Annotated in this window: 20 protein-coding genes; 16 read left to right on the top strand and 4 right to left on the bottom strand. The window is 73.3% G+C overall.

Features of this window, described 5'->3' with window-relative positions:
• A partial coding sequence (locus tag ACFXGA_RS32580; RefSeq protein ID WP_378094631.1) for a hypothetical protein occupies positions 1–641 on the bottom strand: 641 nt, incomplete at its 3' end.
• A 178-nt stretch (positions 642–819) separates the two neighbouring features.
• Here ACFXGA_RS32580 and ACFXGA_RS32585 point away from each other — a divergent pair.
• Entirely contained in the window at positions 820–2,919 is a 2,100-nt protein-coding gene (locus ACFXGA_RS32585) for a BTAD domain-containing putative transcriptional regulator (protein ID WP_378094633.1), read from the top strand.
• 187 nt (positions 2,920–3,106) lie between these two features.
• On the opposite strand, the gene ACFXGA_RS32590 is transcribed toward ACFXGA_RS32585, so the two are convergent.
• Positions 3,107–3,565, bottom strand: a complete 459-nt coding sequence (locus tag ACFXGA_RS32590; protein WP_378094636.1) for a YbaB/EbfC family nucleoid-associated protein — start codon at positions 3,563–3,565, stop codon at positions 3,107–3,109.
• Positions 3,566–3,689: 124 nt separating this feature from the next.
• On the opposite strand from ACFXGA_RS32590, the gene ACFXGA_RS32595 reads away from it, so the two are divergent.
• Genes ACFXGA_RS32595 through ACFXGA_RS32610 form a run of 4 tightly spaced genes read left to right on the top strand, consistent with a single transcriptional unit; the run spans position 3,690 to position 5,781 of the window.
• The gene (locus ACFXGA_RS32595) at positions 3,690–3,989 is read left to right on the top strand and encodes a hypothetical protein (RefSeq protein WP_378094638.1); all 300 of its coding nucleotides are present in this window, start codon (positions 3,690–3,692) and stop codon (positions 3,987–3,989) included.
• A gap of 10 nt (positions 3,990–3,999) precedes the next feature.
• The gene (locus ACFXGA_RS32600) at positions 4,000–4,617 is read left to right on the top strand and encodes a WXG100 family type VII secretion target (RefSeq protein ID WP_378094640.1); all 618 of its coding nucleotides are present in this window, start codon (positions 4,000–4,002) and stop codon (positions 4,615–4,617) included.
• Positions 4,617–5,117 (top strand): NucA/NucB deoxyribonuclease domain-containing protein, encoded by a 501-nt coding sequence (locus ACFXGA_RS32605; RefSeq protein WP_378094642.1) that lies wholly within the window; start codon positions 4,617–4,619, stop codon positions 5,115–5,117. Before ACFXGA_RS32600 ends, ACFXGA_RS32605 begins: the two co-directional genes overlap by 1 nt.
• A 43-nt stretch (positions 5,118–5,160) precedes the next feature.
• On the top strand, positions 5,161–5,781 hold the full coding sequence (locus ACFXGA_RS32610) for an SMI1/KNR4 family protein (RefSeq protein ID WP_378094644.1): 621 nt from the start codon (positions 5,161–5,163) through the stop codon (positions 5,779–5,781).
• A gap of 27 nt (positions 5,782–5,808) precedes the next feature.
• Here the strand turns inward: ACFXGA_RS32610 and ACFXGA_RS32615 are convergent, their stop codons facing one another.
• Complete coding sequence (locus tag ACFXGA_RS32615) at positions 5,809–7,215, bottom strand: NB-ARC domain-containing protein (RefSeq protein ID WP_378094646.1); 1,407 nt, start codon at positions 7,213–7,215, stop codon at positions 5,809–5,811.
• A gap of 600 nt (positions 7,216–7,815) precedes the next feature.
• Positions 7,816–8,112, bottom strand: a complete 297-nt coding sequence (locus tag ACFXGA_RS32620; protein ID WP_378094648.1) for a putative quinol monooxygenase — start codon at positions 8,110–8,112, stop codon at positions 7,816–7,818.
• A 148-nt stretch (positions 8,113–8,260) separates the two neighbouring features.
• Here ACFXGA_RS32620 and ACFXGA_RS32625 point away from each other — a divergent pair, with 148 nt between their 5' ends.
• From ACFXGA_RS32625 to ACFXGA_RS32675, 11 genes are all read left to right on the top strand, one after another.
• Positions 8,261–9,643, top strand: a complete 1,383-nt coding sequence (locus ACFXGA_RS32625) for a DNA-3-methyladenine glycosylase 2 family protein (protein WP_378094650.1) — start codon at positions 8,261–8,263, stop codon at positions 9,641–9,643.
• A 155-nt stretch (positions 9,644–9,798) separates the two neighbouring features.
• Positions 9,799–9,957, top strand: a complete 159-nt coding sequence (locus tag ACFXGA_RS32630; protein ID WP_378094652.1) for a hypothetical protein — start codon at positions 9,799–9,801, stop codon at positions 9,955–9,957.
• A gap of 124 nt (positions 9,958–10,081) precedes the next feature.
• Positions 10,082–11,332, top strand: a complete 1,251-nt coding sequence (locus ACFXGA_RS32635) for an acyl-CoA dehydrogenase family protein (protein ID WP_378094654.1) — start codon at positions 10,082–10,084, stop codon at positions 11,330–11,332.
• A 119-nt stretch (positions 11,333–11,451) separates the two neighbouring features.
• Positions 11,452–12,738: a lysine N(6)-hydroxylase/L-ornithine N(5)-oxygenase family protein gene (locus ACFXGA_RS32640; RefSeq protein WP_378094656.1), complete on the top strand. Its 1,287-nt coding sequence runs from the start codon at positions 11,452–11,454 to the stop codon at positions 12,736–12,738.
• Complete coding sequence (locus tag ACFXGA_RS32645; RefSeq protein ID WP_378094658.1) at positions 12,735–13,115, top strand: cupin domain-containing protein; 381 nt, start codon at positions 12,735–12,737, stop codon at positions 13,113–13,115. Before ACFXGA_RS32640 ends, ACFXGA_RS32645 begins: the two co-directional genes overlap by 4 nt.
• A complete protein-coding gene (locus ACFXGA_RS32650; RefSeq protein WP_378094660.1) occupies positions 13,112–14,653 on the top strand; it encodes a class I tRNA ligase family protein in 1,542 nt (513 codons plus the stop codon). The genes ACFXGA_RS32645 and ACFXGA_RS32650 overlap by 4 nt, the downstream gene beginning before the upstream one ends.
• A 22-nt stretch (positions 14,654–14,675) precedes the next feature.
• Positions 14,676–15,974 carry an ATP-grasp domain-containing protein gene (locus ACFXGA_RS32655; RefSeq protein ID WP_378094662.1) on the top strand — a complete coding sequence of 433 codons (1,299 nt, stop codon included), beginning with the start codon at positions 14,676–14,678 and terminating at the stop codon, positions 15,972–15,974.
• Complete coding sequence (locus ACFXGA_RS32660) at positions 15,971–16,336, top strand: hypothetical protein (protein ID WP_378094664.1); 366 nt, start codon at positions 15,971–15,973, stop codon at positions 16,334–16,336. Before ACFXGA_RS32655 ends, ACFXGA_RS32660 begins: the two co-directional genes overlap by 4 nt.
• Complete coding sequence (locus tag ACFXGA_RS32665) at positions 16,333–17,688, top strand: FAD-binding oxidoreductase (protein ID WP_378094666.1); 1,356 nt, start codon at positions 16,333–16,335, stop codon at positions 17,686–17,688. Before ACFXGA_RS32660 ends, ACFXGA_RS32665 begins: the two co-directional genes overlap by 4 nt.
• A 49-nt stretch (positions 17,689–17,737) precedes the next feature.
• The gene (locus tag ACFXGA_RS32670; RefSeq protein WP_378094668.1) at positions 17,738–18,232 is read left to right on the top strand and encodes a flavin reductase family protein; all 495 of its coding nucleotides are present in this window, start codon (positions 17,738–17,740) and stop codon (positions 18,230–18,232) included.
• A gap of 41 nt (positions 18,233–18,273) precedes the next feature.
• Positions 18,274–19,803, top strand: coding sequence for an ABC transporter substrate-binding protein (locus ACFXGA_RS32675; RefSeq protein ID WP_378094670.1), 1,530 nt, complete (start codon positions 18,274–18,276; stop codon positions 19,801–19,803).
• Positions 19,804–20,102: the final 299 nt, after the last annotated feature.

Genomic DNA, 20,102 nt, shown 5'->3' on the forward strand with positions numbered 1-20,102 from the left:
GGTCCGACGGCCACCACCGAGTGCACCTCGCGGCAGCGGCCGGCGAGGCCGAGCGCGTCGAGCAGCGGGTCGCGGTCGAACCGCAGCCGCAACTCGGCCGGCAGCCCCGCCGCCGACGACACGCACAGCAGGTTCGTCGCCACGTGCGCCGCGTCGAGCTGGGCGTAGAGGTACCCGCGGTCGCCGTACTTGCGCATCGACAGCCACGGCCTGCTCACCACGAAGACCAGCGCGCCGCCGGGGTCGGGCAGCGCGAGCCCGGCGCGTTCGCACGACCACGCGGCCGACTCGCCCGGCAGCCGGTGCGCCAGCCGGCGCACCGGGTCGACGTGCAGCACGTGCGGCGCGCCCGCGCGGTCCCGGTCGCCGGTGACGACCCGGAACTCGTACGGGTACAACGCGCCCGCCGACGGCACGGCGCGCGGCCCGCCGCGCTTCACCGCGCCGACCGCCGTGAACGCCGCGTCGACGAGCCCGAGCGCCAGCCGGATCCCGGGCGCGGTCAACGGGAAGCCGTCGGGGTGGCCGTCCGGCGACGTGATCGACATCCGGTCCCACAGGCGCGCGGGCACGACCTGGCGCTCCGCTTCGCCGGACAAGAGCACGCCACCGCGTCGCATCCGCTTCCCCCAGTCGTCCACGCCGGTCCGAATACGACGACGGTGGCAACCGGTGGTCCACGGCCGGTCCACAGCCGGTCCACGGTGGTGGCCGCGCGGTACACGACCATGATTGGTTGAACCATTCGGAGGAGTGCCTTCTCCGGGGTTGCCCCTACTCTCGATTACCGGGGAGACACGAGCGGTTACGGAGGGTCCCGTGCTGTTCCGGGTGCTGGGGGGCGTCGAGGTCGTGTTGCCGGACGGCCGCGAACTGGCCGTCCGGTCCGCGAAGCAACGCAGGCTGCTGACCGTGCTGCTGATGAACGCCAACCACTGGGTGTCGGTGGACAAGCTCGTCGACGTGCTGTGGGACGACGAACCGCCCCGGTCGGCGGTGGGCAACATGAAGACCTACGTGTGGAAGCTGCGCACCGCGTTGGCCGACGGGCGGATCAGCAGCGGCGCGAACGGCTACCGCATCGACGTGGCGCGGGACGAGCTGGACCTGTTCCGCTTCGAGGACGACGTGCGGCTCGGGCACCAGGCGGCGGCGGCCCGCGACTGGCCGCTCGCCGAACGGCTCACCTCGGCCGCGATCGCGTTGTGGCGCGGTGAGCCGTTCGCGGAGCTGGAGACGCCGGACGTCCGGGCGTTCCGGACCCGGCTGGGCGAACTCCGGCTGACCGCGCAGGAGGACCGCTTCCGCGCGCACCTCGCGCTCGGGTCGCACGACGACGCGAGCGCCGAGCTGCAGGCGCTCGTGGCGGCGCACCCGTTGCGGGAGCGGCTGCGGGGCCTGCTGATGCTGGCGCTGTACCGGTGCGGGCGGCAGGCCGAGGCGTTGGCCGTGTACCAGGACTTCCGCGCCGTGCTGGACCGGGAACTCGGCCTGGAGCCGGGGGAGGAGCTGACCCGGCTCCAGCACGACATCCTCAACCAGGCCCCGGTGCTGCGGGTGGAGCGGTCCGAGGCGGCCCGCGCGCTGCCCGGCCCCGCCGCCGAACCGCCGCCGGCGCAGTTGCCCGCCGACATCGCGAGCTTCGTCGGTCGCACCGCCGACCTGGCGCTGCTGGACGAGGGGCTGTCCGACGGGGTCGCGTCCACGTGGGTGATCAGCGGACCGCCGGGCGTGGGCAAGTCGGCGCTCGCCGTGCACTGGGCGCACCGCGTGCGGGACCGGTTCCCGGACGGCCAGCTGTACCTCGACCTGCGCGGCCACGCCGGCGATCCGGCCGTGGGCACGGGTGACGCGTTGAGCCGGTTGCTGCGCTCCCTGGGCACGCCGCCCGACCGGGTGCCGTCCGACCCGGCGGAGCGCGCGGGCGCGTTCCGGTCGGCGCTGGCCCACCGGCGGGTGCTGATCGTGCTGGACAACGCGCACGACTCGGCCCAGGTCCGCGCGCTGCTGCCGGGGCACCAGGGCTGCCTGGTCCTGGTGACCAGCCGCAACGAGCTGCGCGGCCTGGTCGCGCTCGACGACGCCCGCTCGTTGCCGGTCGGCGTGCTGGGGGAGGAGGAGGCGGTCCACCTGCTGCGACGGATGCTCGGGGCGCGCCGGGTGGACCGGGAGCCCGCCGACGTGCGTCGGCTGTGCGCCCTGTGCGGCCACCTGCCGCTCGCGATCCGGATCGCCGCCGCGACCCTGTCCGCCCGGCCGCACCAGGGGATCGGCGGGCTGGCCGACCGGTTGGCGGCGGGCGACCCGTTGACCGCGCTGGCCGTCGGCGCGGAACCCGACATGACCGTCCGCGCGGCGTTCGACCAGTCGTACACGGCGTTGCCGGTGGGCGCGCGGGCGTTGTTCCGGCGGCTGGCCTTGTTGCCGGGCGCGGACTTCTCGGCCGAGGTGGTGGTCGTGCTGTCGGACGACGACCAGGACACGTTGGACGCGCTGGACGTGTTGTGCGCCGAGCACCTGGTGGACCACTACGCCCCACAGCGGTACCGGATCCACGGGTTGTTGCGCGCGTACGGGGTGGAGCGGGCCGACCACGAGGGCGGCCGGGACGAGGCGGTGGACCGGGTGCTGCGCTTCTACGTGCGCAGGGCGACCGCCGCGGTGGCGGTGGTGGCGTCGGACGCGGCGGTGGGCGGGGCGTCGCGCCCGTTCGGCCGCGGCGAGGCGTTGGAGTGGCTGGACGCCGAAGCGCCGAACCTGGTCGCCGCGGTCGCCCACGCGACCCGCCACGGCCCACCGGACCACGCCCGCCCCCTGGCGAACGCCCTCGCCACCTACTTCCGCTTCCGCAACCGCCGACCCGCCGCCTCGGACCCGACCGCCGCCGCGCTCGCCACCGCGACCCCACCGCCGGCCTGAACCCCGCTACCGCAGCGGTTCCCACGCCGGCCTGTGTGTCGGAGCCCGCCTGCCGCGCCGCCCCGACCGCCGGGCTCGCCACGGCGCGTTCTCCGGGGCGAGGGCCGGAAGCCCTGCCGGTCGCAGCGCGCCCCACCCCGCCGAACTCCCCGCCGCACCAACACTTCCGGCCGGCCACGCGGTCGGTTCACCCGCGCCACGGCGTGGGGTCGAAGTCGTCGTCGTCCTCGTCCCGGTCCCCGTCACCGCGACCCCGCGCGGGCGGTTCGCCCTCCGGTCGCTCCGGGAACGCGCGGCGGAAGCTGCCGACTACGGCGGCCACGCTTTCCGTGTCCTCGCCGACCACCTCGACCATCACCGCCTCCACCCGCGCGGCCAGTCGGGACTGCGCGCGGCGCATCGCGGCGTCCAGTTCCCGCACGATCTCCGACGGTCGCACCCCCACCAGCGAGTCCGACGCGCTCATCGCGGTGACCAGGCCGTTCTGCCCGACGGTCACCCGCACCCCGCCGTTCAACCCCTCCTCGGTCACGGAGAGCGTGCTGAGCCGCCGCTCCAGTTTCCGGTAGCGCTCGGCCGTCCCGGCGGCGCGTGCCGACCACTCCGCGATGCGCCGTTCGAGCGCGTCTTCGCCACTGGGAGACATCGGCTTCGTCCTTTCAGATGACAACCGGTACCGGGTGGAGCAACTCGTCCCGTTCCCCACCGACGCAGTGGGCCCGGTCACTATATTCACGCTCAGTCAACGGCTCGACACGTTGGGATTACACATGACGGGGAAATACGGCCTTCTGACGACCGAGCTGCAGGCGCACGTGCAACACCTGCGGGACGTGTCCGACGTGCTGGCCGAAGCGCTGTCGCTCGCCCGGGGCGCGGGCGCGCCCCCCGACGCGTTCGGCGTGCTGTTCACCTCCGTGCCCGGCGACCTCGGGCCGATGGTCGAGCAGGCCGTCGAGGCGGTGCGCGACGCCGTGGACTCGGTGTCCACCAGCACGGACCTGGTGATCGACACGATCGCCGAGTACGACGAGGTCGAGCGCGGGAACGCCGAGGCGTTCACGCCCTGAGGGGAGTCAGGTGACCGACACCGAGGCGGGCTTCCGCCTGGCCCAGGAGATCGACCGGTCCACCCGCGAGCTGGAGCAGGCCGCGTGGGCGGACCCGGGGATCAGCGTCAAGGAGGGCGCGCTGGCCGTCCTCGGCGCGATCGCGAACCCCGCCCAGGCGGCGCTGAGCGCCGGCGTCGGCTGGCTGATCGAGCACGTCGAGCCGCTGCGCGAGGCGTTGGACGAGCTGGCGGGCGACCCGGCCGCCATCGCGGCCTACGCCGACGCGTGGACCGGGATCGCCACCCGGATGACCGAGGCGCAGCAGCGGCTCGCCCAGGTCGTCGCCGCGGACACGGCGGGCTGGAGCGGCGAGGCCGCCGACGCCTACCGCGCCCAGGCGCGCGAGCAGGAGGGCGGCCTGGCCGCCGTCGCCGCGACCGCCGCCAACGTCGCCGCCGCGGTGCGCAGCGCGGGCGACGTGATCGGGTCGGTGCGCGACATGGTCCGCGACATCGTCGCCGAGTGCGTCGGCACGATCCTGTCCCGGCTGCCGATCTGGCTCGGCCTCGTCACCGCCACCGCCGGGCTGGCCCTGCCCGGCATCCTCATCGACCTGGCCATGCTGGTGGCCGAGTTCCTCCTCTGATGGCCAAGCGCAGCGTCGGCAAGACGCTCGCCGCCGCGGCCAGGTCCACCCGGACGCTCAGGTCGGCCACGAAGGCCACGGCGCAGACCGCCGGGCAGACCAAGGCGGTGCTCAAGCGGACCCGCCGGGTGCGCAGCAGCACGGGCGCGGTCGCCAAACCCGTGCCCAAGGGCAAGGTCCACCAGGTCACCATCAGCGCGAAGAAGTACCCCGAGTCGGCCAAGCACATCCGCGACGCCCAGAAAGCCGGCCACCCCAAGGTCCTCACCGTCAACCGCGCCGGCGCGAAGGCCAACCGGCGCGCGTCGTTGCGGGGCATGCCCAAGGTCAAGGGCAAGGACCTGGACGAGTACCCCTTCGCCGCGACCAAGGAGGGCGGCCGGGGCGCGAGCGTCAGACCCATCGCGCCGGGCGACAACCGGGGCTCCGGGTCGTCGATGGGGCACCAGATACGCGGCCTGCCCAACGGGGCCAAGTTCGAGGTGAAGGTCGTGCCATGAGACGGTTGCACTCGGCAACCACCCGCCGGAGCGAGGAGACGCGATGCTCAGCCCGCTGGAGGACCTCCTGACCAGGGCTCAGGGCCGACTGGGGCAGGACGCGCAGGTGGACTTCGGGGTCGGCGGGGCGTTCGGCGAGCTGGCGGCGCTGCTCAGTGGCCGCAACGGGTTCACCGTGTTCGGCTCCGCGGTGCAGGTGTACCGCGCGGGCACGCCCGGCGCGGGTCCGGAACTCGGCGAGTGGAACACCGGCGAGCTGTGGAAGGACACCTTCGGGGGCCTGGCCGACGACGTGTTCTGCTTCGGCCAGGACGTGCTGGGCACGCAGTTCGGCATCCTGGGCGAGCAGGTGGTGCTGTTCGACCCGGAGACCGCCGACGTCGAGGTGATCGGCAAGAGCCTCCAGGACTGGGCGGCGTGGCTGCTGGCCGACCCGCAGGCGAACGCGACCGTGGGGCTGACCGTCGACTGGGAGCGCACCCACGGCCGCCTGTCGCCCGATCAGCGCCTGGTGCCGTTGCGGTTCCTCGCCCTGGGCGGCGAGCTGGAGCTGGACAACCTCGTGGTCAAGGAGGCCGCCGAGGCGATGCGCGTCCGCGGGCCGATCGCGCAGCAGCTGCACGACCTGCCCGACGGCGCGGAGATCGACCTCAACGTGGAGTGACCGGGCGGCCCCGGCGACGGGACGCCGTCAGGACCGCACTTCGGTCACCGGCGGCGCGTGCTCGGCGAACACCGGCAGCTCGATGCGCAGCGCGGACAGCCCGCGGGCCCCGTCGAGCCGCGACTGCTGCACCGGCACGTCTATCCGCACCGGCGGGTCGTCGCGGCCGTGCGCGGCCACGCTCGCCTCGATCGCGAACGCCCGCACCAGCCGGTCCACCCGGTAGGTGCCGGGCTGGTCGCCGCGGCGCAGCAGCCCCGCCTCCAGCAGCTCCTCGGCCAGCTCGCCCCCGTCGTGCATGACCGTGTCCGGGTCGCAGCGGAACGGCAGGCGCGCGATGCGCGTCAGCAGCGTCTTGGCGGCGTCGCCGAGGTCCTGGTAGGCCGAGTTCAACGCCTCGCGCAGGGACAGGTCGCCGATGCGCAGCCAGTTCAGCGCGCCGTCGCGCTCCATGAGCTTCGCGTTGGCCCGCTGCAACGACAGGTCCGGCCGCGCGACCAGCTTGCGCAGCGCGATGGTCAGCGCCAGCGGCAGGTCGCCGCACAGCTCGGCGAGCCGGTCGCACTCCAGCGGCTCGGCCGCGGCCCGCTCGGGCACCGCCGCCGTGATCATCGCGATCGACTGCGACCGCGGCGGCACCTCCAGCCGCACGCGGCGCACGCCGTCCAGGCCCAGCAGCGGTTTCCGGCTCACCACCAGGGTCACGCTGTGCCGCGACTCGGCCAGCAGCGGCCGCACCTGGCGCTCGTCGCGGACGTTGTCCAGCAGCACCACCAGCTTGCGCTCGGCCAGCAGCGAGCGGTACAGCCCGGCGCGCTGGTCGACCGTGCCCGGCAGGAGGTCTGCGGGCACTCCCAGGGCCCGCAGGAATCCGTCGAGCACGAACCCGGCGTCCGACGCCGTGCCGGTCAGCACGCCGAGGTCGGCGTACAACTGGCCGTCGACCATGTCGGCGGCGATGCGGTGCGCGTAGTGCAGGGCGGACTCGCTCTTGCCGACGCCGACCGGTCCGGTGATCACCAGCGGGGTCGACGCGGGCTCGCGCAGCCGCTCCAGCTCCGGTCGCCGGCCGACGAAACCCCAGGGCCGCAGCGGCAGCTGGGCCGGTCGGGGCATCCCCCGGTCGGCGGGCGAGCTCCTATATCGCCCCCAGGTGGGGGCGTCGGGCGTGACGACGTTCGCCGCCTGCGCCCACCGCCGCCGCCACTCCTCCCGGTCACCGCCGCACGCCGCCACGAACCCCAGCGTGACCTGCAACGTCGGTAACCGGGTGCCGCTCGCGGCGTTGGACAGCACGGAAGGGGAGAACAGCGCCGTGCGCGCCATCTCCCGGTACGTCGGGTTGCCCGCGCACGCCCGCAACTGCCGCAGCTCGGTGGCGAACGCCGCCGCCACCCCGCCGCTCGCGTCCACGGGTTTCTCCGGTCTCGCCATGACGGAATCCCTCCCCACAGGGCCGACTACACCTTCGTCGAACGTCACTGCCGCCGATCGGACCCACGCCGAACCGGCTCGCGGTCCAGCGGTCGAACGCGGCGAACCGTCGCACGTGGTCGGGCGATCGCTCACCCGACACCACCGTGCTACGTCAGGCAGGTGCGGTGTCACGAAGCGGTCGGGCCCTCCGCTGTTGACAAGGCGGAGCGCAGCCGACCGGCTCACCGGTCAAGGGCGCGGCGCGGGCCGGTTCCGGTCACGCGAACGGTACCACCGGCGGGCGGGGCACGTCGGGACAGCGGCCGGACCGCCTCCCGGGCTGTGACGGTGGACGCCGGTGAGTCGAACCGGCGTCGGGGCACAACGTCCGCCCGGCCGATCCGCACACCGCCGCGCGGGTCTCGCGCAGGGAGGCGAACGCGCCGGACGGGTCTTCTGCCATGGCAGTCACAGGTCTGTCTCCGTTGTCGCCGACTTCGGTGACCCTGTCGGGCCGGGCGCCCGCGGGCACCCCGTCGGCGGCTATTCCAGCCGATGACCGCATTGACCGGCAGGGTTGATCGGTCCGAACAATCAACCCGCGACGAAGGCCGCCGCTCAGATGGCGACGATCATCTCGTGGTCGGTCTCCACGATCTCCTCGGCCAGCTCGGCGAACCGGCCGGCCATGAGGTCGCGGTACGCGGGCGAGCCGGTGTGCGCGTCGTAGGCGTCCTGGTCGGCGAAGTTCCCGACCAGCATCAGGTAGTCCGGGCGCGCCGGGTCGCGGTACACCCGGAACGACAGCGTCGCGGGCTCCTGCTCCGGCCCGAGCAGGGCGAACCGCCGCACGATCTCCTCCGCCTCGGCCTGCTTGCCTGGCTTGAGCGGGATCAACAGGACTTTGGTGAGCACACCGACCTCCTGGGTGGGACGTGGATCAGCGCCGTGGCGCGACGATAGGATCGCGGAGGCGTCGGGAGGTGTCTGGTCAGATGCGGACAACCCGGCGGGACCGGAGCAAGGCCGGCGGGTCGGGTGGCGTTACCCAGGTGGCTGCGACATGACGACGTTCAGGGCAGTGGTGACGACCGGCATCTACTGCCGCCCGGAGTGCCCGGCCCGGCCCCTCGCGGAGAACGTGCGCACCTTCGAGCTGGCGGCGACGGCGGAGGCCGCCGGGTACCGGGCGTGCCTGCGCTGCCGCCCGTACCGGGCCGCCGGGGCCGTCGGTCCCGAAGCGCCCGAACTGGTGTGCCGCGCGGTGCGGCTCATCCTCGACGGCGTGCTGGACGGCGGCACCGAGGCCACCCTGGGCGCGCGGCTGGGCATGTCGCCGCGCCACCTGCGCCGGTTGTTCCACGACCACCTCGGCGTGACCCCCGACCAGCTCGCGCGGTCGCGTCGCGCGCACTTCGCCCGCCGGCTGCTCGACGACTCCGAACTCGCCGTGGCCGACGTGGCGTTCGCGTCGGGGTTCGGGAGCCTGCGGCAGTTCAACCGGGAGATGCGCCAGGTGTTCCACGCCTCGCCGAGCGAGCTGCGGCTGCGCCGGCGCCGGGCGGACCGCCTGGCCGCGGACGGCGGGCTGGCGATGCGGCTGCCGTTCCGACCGCCGTTCGACTGGGAGGGCGTGCTCGGCTACCTCGCCGCGCGGGCGGTGCCCGGCGTCGAGTCGGTGCACGACGGCGTGTACCGGCGCACCATCGGCCTGGACGGCCAGCCCGGTGTGCTGGAGGTGCACCCCGGCGAGCAGGACTCCCTGGTGCTGCGGGCGCACCTGCCGTTCTGGGAGGGACTGATCCACGTCGTGGAGCGGGCGAGCCGGATGGTGGCCGTGGACGTGGAGACCGGTCCGGCGGTGGAGGCGCTGTCGGGCGACCCCGTCGTCGGCGCGCTGGTGGCGGCCCGGCCGGGGCTGCGCGCGCCGGGCGCGTGGGGCGAGTTCGAGGTGGCCGTGCACGCCGTCGTCGCCCAGTACGGCGACCTGCCGACGGCCCGGTCGTGGACGGGCGCGCTGGTCCGGCGGTTCGGTCCGCCCGTGCCCGGCCTGACGCACGGGCTCACGCACCTGTTCCCGTCGGCCGAGGTGCTGGCCGGCGCGGACCTCGCGGAGGCGGGGCTGCCCGCCCGCGCCGCCGACGCCGTCCGACGGCTGGCGCGGCACGTGGCGGCGGGCGACGTGGTGCTGGACGGCGGCGCGGCGACGGCCGACCTGGTGAGCGGCCTGACGGCGGTCGAGGGGATCGGCGAGGGCGCGGCCGAGCAGATCGCGCTGCGGCTGGGCCACCGGGACGCCTTCCCCGCCGCCGACCCGTTCGTCGGGCGGGCGTTGCGCAACCTCGGCGTCACCGACCCGGCCCCGCTCGCCGACGGGTGGTGGCCGTGGCGCGCGATCGTGGCGGCCCACCTGACCGCGCACGGTTCGGCGCTGGTGCGCGGTTGACCTCTGCCGGGGTGCGTTCGGCTGCGGTGGGTTGGGTGCTGGTGTGCGGGTGACCTCTGCCGGGGTGCGTTCGGTCGCGGTGGGTTGGGTGCTGGTGTGCGGGTGACCTCTGCCGGGGTGCGTTCGGCTGCGGTGGGTTGGGTGCTGGTGTGCGGGTGACCGGCGTCGTGGCGCGGCCGGCCGCGTTCGGGTTCGGCAATTGTGAACAAGAAACCCTTGCCGCGATGTATCCGCTGTTCGCCGTTCGGCGTCCATGGCCGCTGACCTCGACGTTCACCCCAGACATCGGCTCCGCGCACAGCCCGTCCGCTTGACGGCGCAACGGTTTTCCGGCGTTGTCCGCGCGGGTTGATTGTCTGGTCTGGACAACGCTTCCGGTCAACGGGCGAGGTGTCTTGAATCGGAATCGCACCAGCGCAGTCGAGGGGAAGCGAGCGAATGACAGCCACACCTGTTGAGACCGCCACGGACGGGGCGTCCGCGCACCCGGTGGCGCCGACCGCGGCCGAGATCCTGGCCCGCGCCAAGGCCGTCGCGCCGCTGCTGCGCGAACGCGCGGCCGAGGTCGAGCGCGAGCGCCGCCTGCCCGCCGACGTCGTGGAGCTGCTGCGGGGCACCGGCGTGTTCCGGATGGGGTTCAGCCGCCGGTGGGGCGGTCCCGAGCTGAACTCCGTCGAGCAGACCGAGGTGATCGAGGCCCTGTCCTACGGTGACGCCGCCGCCGGGTGGTGCGCGATGATCGGCTCCGACTCCGGCCTCTACGCCCAGTTCCTGGACGAGACGGTCGCCAAGGAGATGTTCACCAGCCTGGACATGGTGACCGCGGGCCTGCTGTTCCCGACCGGACGCGCCGAGCTGGTGCCCGGCGGCTACCGGCTCACCGGGCGCTGGCAGTTCGGCAGCGGCATCACGCACGCCGACTGGGTGATCTCCGGCGCGTTCATCTACCGCGACGGCAAGCCCGAGCCCGGCGAGGACGGCGACCCGCACGACTCCAAGCTGTTCATCGTGCCCCGCTCGGACGTCGAGGTGATCGACACCTGGCAGACCACGGGCCTCGCGGGCAGCGGCAGCTGGGACTACTCGATCACCGACGTGTTCGTGCCCGAGGGCCGCACCGTCACCTTCGACACCGTGCGCAACGGCGAAGGCCCCCTGGCCCAGCCCGAGGTGCACATGCGCAACATGCCGGGCGTGGCGCTCGGCGTCGCCCGCGCCGCGCTGGACTACGTCCGCGACATCGCGGTCACCAAGGTGAGCCCGGTGACCGGCGCGATGTCCGACGACTACCGCACCCAGGTGACCATCGCCGACTGCGAGGCGGACTACGCCGCCACCAGGCACGCGGTGTACGGGGCCCTGCGCCGCCAGCACGAGGTGCTGGCCGCCGGCGGCACCCTCGACGACCTCACCGCCGACGAGCGGGCCGCGCTCCCGCTGTCGCGCAGGCACGCCTTCCGCACGGCGCGGTCGATCGTGGCGCGGCTGTACGACCTGCTGCAGACCACGTCGATCTACCAGCGGTCCCCGATGGACCGGTGGCTGCGGGACACCAACACGATGTGCCAGCACGTGGTGGCGCAGGATCGCATCGCGCAGTCCGCGGGCGCCTACCTGCTGGGCGGCAAGCCGTCGTTCGCCCTGTCGCTCGGCGTCATCGGCTCCGGCGGCCGCGACCGGAAGAGCTGACCGCCCCGAGAACCCCCCGGCCGACGACCGTCCACACGGGAGTCAGGCACGGCGGCCCGCGCAGCGGCCGCCCGAGTAACCGACCCGTTTTGAGACCGACCTAGTAGTCAGGTGGGAATGTGACTGGGCAAGATGTCGAAGTTCTCCTGATCGGTGCGGGGCCGTCGAACCTGGCGCTCGCCGTCGCGATCGAGGAGTCCGGGGTGAGCCGGCTGGCCGAGAACACCCTGGTGCTGGAGCAGTACCCGGACGTCAAGTGGCAGCGCAACCTGCTGCTGCCGTGGGCGCGCAGCCAGGTGTCGTTCCTGAAGGACCTGGTGACCCTGCGCAACCCGCAGAGCCGGTTCTCGTTCCTGAACTACCTGCACCAGCAGGGCCAGCTCGACGACTTCGTGAACCTGTCCACCTTCAACCCCTATCGCTGGCAGCTGTCGGCCTATCAGCAGTGGGTCGCGGACGGCCTGGAGCACGTGCGCATCCGCTACAACGCCCGCACCGAGCGGATCGACCCGCGCCTGGCCGAGGACGGCTCGATCGCCGGGTGGACCGTCACGCTGTCCGACGGCGACACCATCACGTGCCGCGACCTGGTGGTCGGCACCGGCCGGGACGCGCACGTCCCCGCGGTGTTCCGCGACCTGCCGCAGGACCGCGTGGTGCACAGCACCCAGTACTCCGGCCGGATGGCCGAGCTGCCGGCGGACCGGCGGCCGCGGCGGCCCGTCGTGATCGGCGGCGCGCAGAGCGCCGCGGAGATGTTCATGGCGCTGCACCAGGACATCCCCGAGTCCGAGCCGACGCTGGTCGTGCGCGCCATCGGCCTGCAGAACTACCAGACGAGCAAGTTCGTCAACGAGCTGTTCTACCCGTCCTTCGTGGACGAGTTCTACGACATGCTGCCGGAGGCGCGGGCGCAGGTGCTCGACGAGATGCGCCTGACCAACTACGCGGGCCTCGCGCCGCCCTTCCTGGAGGAGATCTACTCGATGCTGTACCAGCAGAAGATGCTGGGGCGGCAGCGGTCCTCCGTGCGGCACCTGACCGAGGTCGTCGGCGCGCGGATGGACGGCGACGAGGTCGTGCTGGACCTGCGCGACCGCAAGAGCGGCAAGGTCGAGCCGCTGCGCTGCGACATGGTGTTCCTGGGCACCGGCTACGACCCGCGGATGCCCGCACTGGTCAACGACCTGACCGAGCGCATCGGCCTCACCGACGTCAACGTCAGCCGCCGCTACCGGGTGGACCTGGGCGAGTCGGCCTGGGGCGCGATCTACCTGCAGGGCGTCAACGAGCAGACGCACGGCATCGCCGACTCGCTGATCAGCGTGCTGGCGCACCGCTCGCAGGACATCACCGAGGACCTGCTGGACCGGCGGGCGGTCGCCGAGACCGCCGCGGAGGTGTGAGCGACGTGGTCGAGATCCGCCACCTGGACCGGGACAACCTCGAACCGGCCTACGGGCTGGACGGCCAGCGCTTACTGCCCTGGCCCGCGCTCAACGCGCCGTTCGAGGGCGCGTGGTGCGTGCTGCGCGCCGGCACCGAGTCGACGCCGCACTCCCACCACGAGTACGAGATCTTCATCGCCATGAAGGGCGTCGCCGAGCTGGACGTGGACGGCGAGCGGCACCCGTTCGTCGCGGGCGACATCGTGCACCTGCCCCCGGGCTGCACGCACAAGGTCGTCAACGACAGCGCCGAGGACTTCGAGTACTACGGCGTCTGGTGGGACGCCGAGATGTCGGAGAAGTTCCTCGCCCGGCACGGGGAGCGGGCGGGATGAGCGAGCGCACGCTGATCATCTCGCCGGCCCCCACCGCCAACGGCGACCTGCACCTCGGGCACCTCGCGGGCCCGTTCCTCGCCGCCGACGTGCACGCCCGGTACCTGCGGGCCACCGGCCGCGACGTGCTGCTGGCCACGGGCTTCCAGGACACCTCCACCTACGTGGTGACCACCGCGCACCGGCTCGGCCTGGAACCGGCCGCGCTCGTGGCCCGGTCGGCCGAGCAGATCGAGTCGACGCTGGCCGCCGCCGGGATCGAGGTCGACGGGTACACCGGCGACGAGGACCGGTTCGTCAAGACCGTGCTCGGGTTCGTGGAGCGGCTGCACGCCGCCGGCAAGCTCGAGCTGCGCGCGGTGAAGTTCCCGTACTCCCCGGCGACGGGGCAGTACCTGGTGGACGGGTTCGTGCGCGGCGGCTGCCCGCTCTGCCTCGCCGAGGGGTGCGCCGGGCTGTGCGAGAGCTGCGGCCACCCGATCGCGGCGGGCGACCTGATCGACCCGAAGTCGACGCTGGACCCCGACGACCCGCTGGAGCTGCGCGAGGCGCAGGTGCTCGTGCTGCCCATGGAGCGCTACCGCGAGGGCATCCGCGCGCACTTCGCCGAGCACGGCAAGGCGATGCGCCCGCACATGGCGCAGGCGATCCGGGAGATGCTGTCCCGGCCCCTGCCCGACTACCCGGTCACCTACCCGATCTCGTGGGGCATCCCGGCCCCGTTCCCCGAGGTCGCCGGTCAGACGATCAACCCGAACGCCGAGCCCGCCGCGTGGAGCATCTACTGCGCCGCGCTGTCGGCCGAGCGCCGGGGCCTGCCGTCGGCGGTGGACGACGAGCTGTGGCTCGCCGACGCGGGCACGAAGGTGGTCTACTTCCTCGGCTTCGACAACACCTACCCGTTCGCGGTGGCGGCGGTGGCGATGCTGCTCGCAACGGACGGCCGGTACCTGCTGCCGGAGGAATTCATCACCAACGAGTTCTACGAGCTGGACAACTCGAAGTTCTCCACCAGCCGGGGACACGTGGTGTGGGGCCGCGACCTGGTCGAGCGGGTGCCGCGCGACCTGGTGCGGTTCCACCTGGCCGCGACCAGCCCGGAGAACCAGCGCACCGACTTCAGCCACGCCGCGCTGGCCCGGGTGACCTCCAGCCGGCTGGTCGAGCCGTGGAACGAGGTCGCGGCCCGGGTGGACGGGTTCACCGGCCGCGGCCCGCTGCCGGTGTCGGAGCGGTCGCGGGCGGCGGCGGCGAGGATCGTGGAGCGGTTCGCCGCCTGCTACGAGCTGGACTGCTTCAGCCTGACCCGGGCGACCGAGGTGCTGACCGACCAGCTCGCCAGGCTGGCGCGGTGGTCGGTGCGGCCCGGCGAGGAGGGCGACTTCTGCCACGAGGTCGAGGTGGTGCTGCGGTGCGCCGCGCCGATCCTGATCGACCTGGCGGCCGAGGCGTTGCCGGACACCCGCATCCCGACGGGGGCGGGCGCGACGACCGTGACGCCCGCTACCCTGCCGCGGCTGACCGGTTGGGCGGGATGAGAAGACCGTGGAGGAACACGACATGAGCGGCTCCAAGACCGTGGTGCTGGTCATCGGCAGCGGGCTCAAGCTCTACCGCGAGTACCTGGTCCGGTCCGCCGCGGCCAGGGCGCGCCGGGCGGGCCACGCGCTGGTGCTGATCAACAACCTGCAGCCGACCTGGCAGCACGAGTACTTCGACGAGATCACCGTGGTCAACGTGTTCGACCACGAGCTGCTGGCGGCCACCGCCCGCGAGGTCGCCGCGCGGCACACCGTCGTCGGCGTGCTGTGCTGGGACGAGCCGCTGGTGATGCCCGCCGCCGAGCTGGCCGCGGAGTTCGGCGTGCCCGGCCTGAGCATCCCCGGCGTGCACGGCTGCCGGGACAAGTACAGCGCGCGGACCCGGCTGACCGAGGGCGGCCTGCTCCAGCCCGGGTTCGCGATGACCGCCGACCTGGACGAGGCGCGGGCGGCGGCCGAGCGCATCGGCTACCCGGTCGTGGTCAAGCCCCGGGCGCTCGGCGCGAGCATGGGCGTGGTGCTGGCCCGCGACGAGCAGGAGCTGGCCGACGCCTTCCAGGTCGCGCACGAGGCCAGCCTGGTCGGCGACGAGCCCTACCGCGGCGGCGCGATCGTGGAGGAGTACGCGGTCGGCCCCGAGATCAGCGTGGACGGCGCGCTGCACAAGGGCGAGTACCTGCCGATGTTCGTGGCCCGCAAGCGGACCGGCGAGCACCCGTACTTCGAGGAGATCGGCCACGTGGTGGACGCCTCCGACCCGCTGCTGGAGGACCCGGTCCTGCTGGACACCCTGGCGCGGGCGCACCGGGTGCTCGGCATCGAGGACGGCATCACCCACACCGAGGTGCGGCTGACCGAGCGCGGCCCGCTGATCATCGAGATCAACGGCCGGGTCGGCGGCGACCTCATCCCGTTCCTCGGCAAGACCGCGACCGGCATCGACCCCGGCGAGGTCATGGTGGACGTGGCGCTGGGCCAGCGGCCCGAGACCACCCGCACCGCGCGGGGCGTGGCCGGCATCCGGTTCGGCTACCCCGACCACGACTGCGTGGTGCACAAGGTCGTCGTGCCGAAGGAGGCCCCCGGCCTGGTCACGGCCTCGCCGATGGTCGAGCCCGGCACCACGCTGCGGCTGCCGCCGGGCGGCTACATCGCCCGGCACTCGTTCGTGGTCGTCCAGGCCGACGACGTGCAGACCTGCGAGGAGCGGCTGCTCGCGGCGAGCGCGCTGGTCGAGGTGGACGCCGAACGGGTCGCGCCCAAGCCCAAGGGCGCGGTGCTGGAGATGCCCGCCGGACTGCTGGACGTGGACGAATGATCAACTACGACGGCCGGTTGTTCCGCAAGGCGGGCGGCGGCGACGGCACGGTCGCCCGCTACCACCAGGACGGCGACCTGGTGTGGGCCGACTTCACCGGCGGCAAGGTGCGGCGTGGCACGATCACCGGCGTGTGCGCCCCGGACGGCACGCTGCGGCTGGCGTACACGATGGTGCTGGGCACCGGCGAGGTGATCTCGGGGCACACCGTGAACGTGCCGGAGCAGCGTGCCGACGGGCGGCTGGTGCTGCGCGAGGAGTGGCAGCGCTTCGGCGAGCACGCCGCGAGCGGCGTGTCCTACCTGGAGGAGGTGCCGGCGCAGCAGCCGTCGGCCCCGACGCGGACGGGAAGTGTGGCATGACCGGGTGGGACGGGTTGCGCGGCCTGGTCGACGGGCGGCTGCGGCTGCCCGGCGACGACGGGTTCGACGAGCGCAGCAGGCCGTTCAACGAGCGGTTCCGCGACGTGCGGCCGGCCGCGGTGCTGTCCGCGGCCGGGCCGGACGACGTGAGCCGGGCGATCGGCTGGTCCCGCGACGCCGGGGTGCCGATCGTGGCCCGCGGCGGCGGGCACAGCTACGCGGGCAACTCCGTGAACCGCGGCCTGGTGCTCGACCTCCAGGGCCTGGACGAGGTGAGCGTCGACCCGTCCACCGCGCTCGTCACGGTCGGCGGCGGCGCCCAGACGGGGAAGATCTACGCCGCCCTGCGCGAGCACGACCTGATCTTCCCGCTGGGCAACTCCGACGACGTCGGCATCGGCGGCCTGGTGCTCGGCGGCGGTGTCTCGGTGGTGTCCCGCGCGATGGGGCTCACCTGCGACTCGCTCGTGTCCACCGACGTGGTGCTGGCCGACGGCAGCACGGTGACGTGCAGCGAGACGGTGAACCCGGACCTGTTCTGGGCGTGCCGGGGCGGTGGCGGCGGCAACTTCGGCGTCAACACCTCGTTCACCTTCCAGGCCCGGCCCGTGCCCGCCACGTCCACCTGCCTGTTGCTGTGGGACTGGGCGCACGCGATGGACGTGCTGGCCACCATGCAGGAGGTCATGCGCCTGGCCCCCAACGGGTTCGCCGCCCGGATCGGCATCAGCCGCGCGGCGGGCCAGGACGGCGTGGTGTCGGTGATCGGCCAGCACCTCGGCCCGGCCGAGGAGCTGCGGGAGCTGCTCGCCCCCGCGCTGGCCGTCGCGCCGCCGTCCCGGGTCGACATCGCCGACCGGACCTACTGGGAGGCGGCCGAGTACCTGCACCACGCCACCGCGGGCGGCGCGTTCGCGGTGCGCACCCGGTGCACGCCCGGACCGCTGGCCGAGGACGGGCTGCGGACCCTGGTGACCGCGGTGGACAAGTGGCCCGGCAGCGCCAACCCCGACGGCGCCGGCGCGGCCCTGTTCACCTGGGGCGGCGCGATCAACGACGTGCCCGCGACCGAGACCGCGTTCCCGCACCGGGACGTGCTGTTCCTCGTGTCGCTGGACACCTCGTGGCTGCCGGACGAGTCGCCGGAGGTCGAGCGGAGCAACCTCGACTGGCTGCACGCGCTGCACCAGGACATGGGGGAGTTCGCGGCGAACGCGTCCTACGTGAACTTCACCGACCCGGACCTGGACGACTGGCGCACCGCCTACCACGGCCCCAACGCGGCGCGCCTGGCGGAGGTCAAGCGCCGGTACGACCCGGACCGCGTCTTCTCGTTCTCCCAGTCGATCTGACGTCACCGGGACCCGGCCGACGGTGTCCGCATCGGAAGGTGTGATCACAATGCCACCCGACCTGCGTGGTGTCATGCGGAACTTCGCCACCGGCGTGTGCGTGGCGACGACCTACAGCGACCGGGCGGACGGCAGGCGCCACGACGCGGTGACGGTCAACTCGCTCACCTCGGTCTCGCTCGACCCGCCGCTGGTGTCGTTGAGCCTGCGGCTGGAGTCGGCGTTCCTCGCGGACCTGCTGGAGACGAAGAAGTGGGCGGTGTCCATCCTGGACAGCCGGGCCCGCGAGGTCGCCCGGCAGCTCGCCAAGGACCGGGAGACCCGCGCCCCGGTCGTGGGCGCGCTGCGCGCCACGCCGGGGTGCGAGACCGGCGCGCTGGTGCTCAACTCCGCGAGCTGGCTGGAGTGCGTGCTGTGGGACAGCTTCGACGTGGGCGACCACACCCTCGTCGTGGGCGAGGTCGTGGCCGTCAACGAGCGGCAGCACGGTCCCGCCCTGGTGTTCCTGCACGGCCGCTACCACGCGCTGGACGAGCAGCGCTGACGGATCCCGAACGTCCCGAACACAGGCCATACGGAGGAAGTGTGCAGTCATCCCGACCGGCGATCATCAGCTACCACGGCACCGAGCCGGAGAACGCGCTGATCCCCGGCCACACCACCGAGTCCGGCGGGGTCAAGGTGATCGCCGCGCTGTTCCGGGGACTGGTCTCCTACGACGCGGTCGACGCCCACCCGCGCAACGCCGTCGCCGAGTCGATCGAGACCACCGACTCGGCGCGGTTCACCATCAAGCTCAAGCGCGGCTGGACGTTCCACGACGGCACGCCGGTCACCGCCCGCAGCTTCGTGGACGCCTGGAACTACACCGCGCACGGCCCGAACAAGATGCAGGCGGCCACGTTCCTGTCGCACATCGCGGGCTTCGAGGAGGTCAACGCGCCGGACTCGACGGTGACCGAGATGTCCGGGCTGGAGGTGATCGACGACCACACGTTCGTGGTGACCCTGTCGGCGCCGTTCTCGGAGTTCCCCGTCACGCTCGGGTGCAGCGCGTTCTTCCCGCTGCCCGAGGTGTTCTTCACCGACCGGGCGGCCTACGAGGCCCACCCCGTCGGCAACGGCGCGTTCCGGTTCGTCTCCCGGGAGCGGGAGAAGTACATCCTGCTGCACCGCTACGAGGGGTACGCCGGGGACGACAAGCCCCACATCGGCGGCGTCGAGTTCCGGATCTACCGGGACCTGGGCGACGCCTACCACGACGTGATCGCGGACAAGCTCGACTACCTCGACGTCACGCCGTACTGGGCGCTGGAGGGCAACCGGTACCAGCGCGACCTGCCCGGCCGCACCCACGACCGGACCTACCTCGGCATCCAGACCGTCTCGTTCCCGCTCTACGACTCCCGCTACGCGGACCGGCGGGTGCGGCAGGCGATCTCGATGTCGATCGACCGGGTCAAGCTGATCGACCGCATCTTCCAGGGCCACCAGGTGCCCGCCGACGGCCTGGTGCCGCCCGCGGTCTCCGGCCGGGCGGAGAACCAGGGCGGCGAGCTGTGCACGTACTCGCCGGTGCGCGCCAAGGAGCTGTTCGACGCGTCCGGGTTCGAGGGCGAGATCGAGCTGACCTCCAACGTCGACTCGCCGAACCAGCCGTGGATGGAGGAGATCTGCGCGTCGGTCACCGAGACGCTCGGCGTGCCGTGCCGGTTCGTGCCGATCCCGACCATGGGCGAGTTCCGCCGCAAGCTCAACGCCCAGGAGATCACCGCCCTGTTCCGCTCGGGGTGGATCGCGGACTACCCGTCGATCGAGAACTTCCTGAGCCCGATGTTCCGGACCGGCGCGTCCGACAACGTCGGCAGGTACAGCAGCGCCGTGGTCGACGAGCTGCTGTCCGCCGCGGACCGCGCGCCGGACCGCGAGCAGGCGTGGAAGCTGTACCAGGAGGCGGAGCGGGCGATCCTGGAGGACATGCCCACCATCCCGGTGTGGTACCAGAGCACGCTGTCGGCGTGGTCGACGCGGCTGCGCACGGTGCAGCCCAACCCGTTCCGGGAGCTGGACCTCTACAGCGTCACGGTCGCGGAGCCCGACGACGCCTCGGCCTGACGGCGGTGATCGGTCACGGCGGTCCGGCGCCGCCCCCCCCCGGGGGGGCGGCCGGGCGGTGGTGCCGGTGGGATGGGGGTGCGCGGGGAGGCGGGGGCCCCGCGCCGCCCCCGCCCGCCCCGGCCCCGGTCCCCGCGGCACCTCACGCCGACCCCCAACACCCCCGACCGCGCGCGCCGCCGGGGGGGCGGGGTGCGCGCGCGCGGGGTGCTGCCCGCGTGGGGGGCGGGGGGGCGGGGGGGGGCCGGGCCCCCCCCCCCCCCCGCCCGCGGCTCGGCGGGCCGGGACAGGGCCGGGTC

This window comes from Actinosynnema sp. NPDC059335, assembly GCF_042752395.1.
Taxonomy (GTDB): Bacteria; Actinomycetota; Actinomycetes; order Mycobacteriales; family Pseudonocardiaceae; genus Actinosynnema.

Coding starts and splice junctions, on each gene's coding strand:
- ACFXGA_RS32655 (WP_378094662.1), top strand. CDS start 14,676: ATGAGCGGCTCCAAGACCGTGGTGCTGGTCATCGGCAGCGGGCTCAAG.
- ACFXGA_RS32635 (WP_378094654.1), top strand. CDS start 10,082: ATGACAGCCACACCTGTTGAGACCGCCACGGACGGGGCGTCCGCGCAC.
- ACFXGA_RS32670 (WP_378094668.1), top strand. CDS start 17,738: ATGCCACCCGACCTGCGTGGTGTCATGCGGAACTTCGCCACCGGCGTG.
- ACFXGA_RS32590 (WP_378094636.1), bottom strand. CDS start 3,565: ATGTCTCCCAGTGGCGAAGACGCGCTCGAACGGCGCATCGCGGAGTGG.
- ACFXGA_RS32595 (WP_378094638.1), top strand. CDS start 3,690: ATGACGGGGAAATACGGCCTTCTGACGACCGAGCTGCAGGCGCACGTG.
- ACFXGA_RS32650 (WP_378094660.1), top strand. CDS start 13,112: ATGAGCGAGCGCACGCTGATCATCTCGCCGGCCCCCACCGCCAACGGC.
- ACFXGA_RS32665 (WP_378094666.1), top strand. CDS start 16,333: ATGACCGGGTGGGACGGGTTGCGCGGCCTGGTCGACGGGCGGCTGCGG.
- ACFXGA_RS32625 (WP_378094650.1), top strand. CDS start 8,261: ATGACGACGTTCAGGGCAGTGGTGACGACCGGCATCTACTGCCGCCCG.
- ACFXGA_RS32605 (WP_378094642.1), top strand. CDS start 4,617: ATGGCCAAGCGCAGCGTCGGCAAGACGCTCGCCGCCGCGGCCAGGTCC.
- ACFXGA_RS32660 (WP_378094664.1), top strand. CDS start 15,971: ATGATCAACTACGACGGCCGGTTGTTCCGCAAGGCGGGCGGCGGCGAC.
- ACFXGA_RS32610 (WP_378094644.1), top strand. CDS start 5,161: ATGCTCAGCCCGCTGGAGGACCTCCTGACCAGGGCTCAGGGCCGACTG.
- ACFXGA_RS32615 (WP_378094646.1), bottom strand. CDS start 7,215: ATGGCGAGACCGGAGAAACCCGTGGACGCGAGCGGCGGGGTGGCGGCG.